This window comes from Acinetobacter sp. UBA5934, from assembly GCF_002430855.1.
Taxonomy (GTDB): domain Bacteria; phylum Pseudomonadota; class Gammaproteobacteria; order Pseudomonadales; family Moraxellaceae; genus Acinetobacter.
Genome location: NZ_DJDC01000173.1, coordinates 1 through 4,227 on the forward strand (window position 1 = coordinate 1; position 4,227 = coordinate 4,227).

The 4,227-nt window shown below is 44.0% G+C and carries 3 protein-coding genes; 1 reads left to right on the forward strand and 2 read right to left on the reverse strand.

The window, feature by feature from the left end; translation table 11 throughout:
- A partial coding sequence (locus B2Y23_RS12675; protein ID WP_291371176.1) for an MFS transporter occupies window positions 1-1,247 on the reverse strand: 1,247 nt, incomplete at its 3' end.
- A 230-nt stretch (window positions 1,248-1,477) separates the two neighbouring features.
- Window positions 1,478-2,701: an acyl-CoA dehydrogenase gene (locus tag B2Y23_RS12680; RefSeq protein WP_291371178.1), complete on the reverse strand. Its 1,224-nt coding sequence runs from the start codon at window positions 2,699-2,701 to the stop codon at window positions 1,478-1,480.
- A 244-nt stretch (window positions 2,702-2,945) separates the two neighbouring features.
- Here B2Y23_RS12680 and B2Y23_RS12685 point away from each other — a divergent pair, with 244 nt between their 5' ends.
- Window positions 2,946-3,884, forward strand: coding sequence for a LysR substrate-binding domain-containing protein (locus B2Y23_RS12685; protein ID WP_291371180.1), 939 nt, complete (start codon window positions 2,946-2,948; stop codon window positions 3,882-3,884).
- The last annotated feature ends 343 nt before the right edge of the window (window positions 3,885-4,227 follow it).

Below are 4,227 nucleotides of genomic sequence, written 5' to 3' on the forward strand. Positions count from 1 at the left end.
GCACCCATCACAATAAAGGCCATGGTGAATGTACCACCCGATGCCAGAAAACCAATCGTCGCTGGGGCAATTGCCGCACCGACGCGGCCGATGTTATAAGCACCGCCAATGGCTGTACCGCGTACATCTGTAGAGAAGCTCTCTGCCATATAGGTCGCATTTACACCATATGGAATGCCGTACAAGAAGCCAAAAGTCACCAACAAGTACAGAATGTTGTCTGGCGTATTGCAGAAGATAATCACTGGCAAGAACACAGCGCTGGCAAGAGTGCCGAATACAAACACCGCACGACGGTTAAATTTATCTGCCAGATAGCCTGCCAGAATCTTACCGAGAATCATGGCGGTATATGAACCCACCATATAGCTGGTCAAACTCTTAAAGTTCATGTGAACTTCAGTTTCCAGATAGCTTGGCATCCAGTTGTTAATGCCGTAATAACCAAATTGTAGGAAGAAAGCTGTGCTCATCCAGAGCAAAAACATTTTACGATGTTTAAAATTACTGAAAATCTGCTTGTAGATGCTGCCACTTTTCGGTTTTTCCTGAGCCACCACCGCTGTAGGCTGAGTTTTGCCTTTTAGGGCATTCAATTTGGTTAGCTGCCATGATTTTGGTTCTGGTACAAAGCGTTGCAGGAAGATGTTGATAAATGCTGGAATCACGGTGATAAAGAACAGAATACGCCAGCCATGATCTGGAATGATTGAACCTGCTAATAGCGTTGCAACAATATAACCGACTGTTTGACCGGTTTGTAGCGTACCCAATACCGTTGTACGGTAAGTGGTTGGCACATATTCAGCCATTAGAGTATTACAGGCCATATATAGTGCACCAATACCCAAAGCTCCGATAAAACGCAGTGCCATAAAGTGCTCAAAGCTATGGGTAAAACCTAACAAACAGGTGGCTATCGAGAAGAAAGTCACTGAGTTGGCAATAGTACGAACACGGCCAAATTTATCACATGCCCAGCCGCCCAAGATTCCACCAATACCCATCCCGGCGAGCGATGCGCTGCCTAGTGCACCGGCCTGAAAGGTCGACAATCCAAATTCGGTCTTTAAGCTGGTTAAACTATAAGACAGCAACATGATATCCACACCATCTACCACCATGGCAAAATAGGCAAATAGCAAGGCCCACTTCCAAGTGTTGGGTCCTATTTTTTCATAGGTTCCAATATTGCGTGACAAAGAACTCGCTGGAGTTCCTGCACTTGTTTGAACGTCATTGTTCATGATTTATTACCTCATTTTCCCAAATGAGTCATCGGCAGTCCCATGTCTCTACATTTGCCCTAAACGGTTCTTTATTCTTTTTATCTATATATATTTTGAACTTAAGCTTGCAAATACAGAGCTTTACAAGAATGTTTCACGATGAATCCTTTATCGATATCAGTGATTTTTTTGAGACAAAACATCTCTAGGATGTTCACGAGTGAACATCCCTATTTTTTTAAAATGACTTAATTACAAAATGCCGCGATACCGGTTTGCGCACGACCCAGAATCAGAGCATGGACATCATGGGTACCTTCATAAGTATTCACCACTTCAAGGTTTACGAGATGACGCGCCACGCCAAATTCATCGCTGATGCCGTTGCCGCCCATCATGTCACGCGCTACACGGGCAATATCCAAAGCCTTGCCACAGTTATTGCGCTTGATTAATGAAGTGCCTTCAACTGCTGCAATGCCTTCATCCTTCATGCGGCCAAAACGTAACGCCGCCTGCAAACCCAAGGCAATTTCAGTTTGCATATCCGCCAGTTTCTTTTGAATCAGCTGATTGGCAGCCAGTGGACGGCCGAACTGCTTACGGTCCATGGTGTATCGATGCGCCGTGTGCCAGCAGAATTCTGCCGCACCCATCGCGCCCCAGGCAATGCCATAACGGGCGCTGTTCAGACAGGTAAATGGACCTTTCAAGCCACGCACTTCAGGGAAAGCATTTTCTTCTGGAACAAACACCCTATCCATCACGATTTCACCGGTAATTGAAGCACGCAGGCCCACTTTTCCGTGAATGGCAGGAGCCGAAAGCCCTTCCCAACCTTTTTCCAGAATAAAGCCGCGGATATCACCCACATTGCCCTCAGCAGACACTTCCTTGGCCCAGACCACAAAAACATCTGCAATCGGACTATTGGTAATCCACATTTTTGCACCAGTTAAGCGGTAACCACCGTCGACTTTTTTGGCACGGCTAATCATGCTGCCCGGGTCAGAACCATGATCCGGTTCGGTTAAACCAAAACAACCGATGTATTCACCAGAAGCCAACTTCGGGAGATATTTCTGTTTTTGTTCTTCTGAACCAAACTCGTTGATCGGCACCATCACCAGTGAACTTTGTACACTGGCCATAGAACGGTAGCCGGAATCGACATATTCAATTTCACGCGCCACCAGACCATAGCTGACATAATTCAGACCAGCACCGCCATACTGTTCTGGAATAGTTGGGCCTAATAGGCCAAGTTCGCCCATTTCACGGAAGATTGTTGGATCAGTTTTTTCATGGCGGAACTGTTCCAGCACACGCGGCTGTAATTTGTCCTGACAGTAAGCCTGCGCCGTATTGCGAATCATGCGTTCTTCTTCAGTCAATTGCTGTTCCAGTAAAAATGGATCTTGCCAATTGAACTGAGCCTTTACCGTTTTTTTAGTATTCACCATTTGATTCATCGCTTCCTCTGCCTGAGATCAGTTTTCTTTGTTTGATTCGATGCTATGTTTGAATAGCCCATCTTTCAAACGATAAATTTGCATGCAGATATTCCATTTACACATATCTCAATAATTTTTGGTTTTTTGTGTGCTTATACTGCTCTGCCAATAATCACTTTAAATAGATCTAAAGACTAAAGTCGAATAGGTTGCTGTTTGAATTATGTCATTTTGAAATATCTACAGATAAAAGGATTTATCTATGCGTCGCAGTATTCCCTCACTCCAGAGCCTGCTCTGCTTTGAATCAGCCGCGAAGCATGCCAGTTATACCCATGCATCGCAGGAACTGTTTATCACCCAAAGTGCGGTTTCTCGGCAAATCCAGCAACTGGAAGAATTTCTGGGAGTCAGTTTATTTACCCGGACCCGTCATGGCGTAGAACTCACTCATGCCGGGCAGCAATATTATAAAAGCATTCAGCCTTATTTAAGTGGACTTGAACAAAGCACGCTGGATGTCATGTCGCATAAAGGTTTAGGCGGCACCCTGAAATTGGGCGTGGTTCCGACCTTTGCTACCCGCTGGTTATTGCCTAAATTGCATCGTTTCAATACACGTTATCCTGAAATTACCGTGCATCTGGAAACCAGTACCAAACCGTTTTTATTTAATGAAAATATCTTTGATGCTGCCATTTATGCCGGCACCCCGCAGCAGATTGAACACTGGCCAGGTACACAAACCCATTATTTAATGCATGAAGATGTAGTTCCGGTATGTTCGCCTGCTCTTATTCATAAACACTTTCCTGCTGCCAAAATGGTGAATGAAATCAGTTTTGATCTGGATGCAGAGCAACTGGTACAGCTGCCTTTACTACAGCAGACCACCCGTCCCAGCATTTGGGAAGAATGGTTTGCTCATCATCAAATCAAGCATTCCAATCCCTTTGAAGGTCAACGGCATGAACTGTTTTCCATGCTGGCAGTAGCAGCCAATCATGGCATGGGCATGGCACTGATTCCGCAAATGCTCATTGAACAGGAATTAAAGGAAAAAAAATTGGTGATTGTCTCTACTAAAAAACTGGAAGGTCGGCGTGCCTATTATCTGGTACATTCCAGCCAGGAAAGCTCGCCTTTAATTCAAAAATTTGTCGACTGGATGCAACAGGAATTGTTAACTTCCGCGAGCTAAAATAGCTGTTTCCCCTAATATCTATAAAGTCCTATTCAGCCCTATCTCTAAAATGGTGGAATGAACTGGTATCTATCGTATTTGATATTGCTCTTGATATAAAAAGCTCTTATATAGTCATAATGGTTTTTTTAGTCTTGTTTTTTATAAATTTCTGCTGAATTTTACGATCAAGTTCTTCGGTAACTATTCAGCTAGAAATCAGAAAATTTATGCTTTTTTAAATCTATTTTTATAGAAGTTCAACCTCTGGAAAAAAATCACAGACATTAAAAAAGCCCCTGTTTTCACAGGGGCTTTTAAATTTGGCGGAAGCGGTGAGATTCGAACTCACGGAGGACTC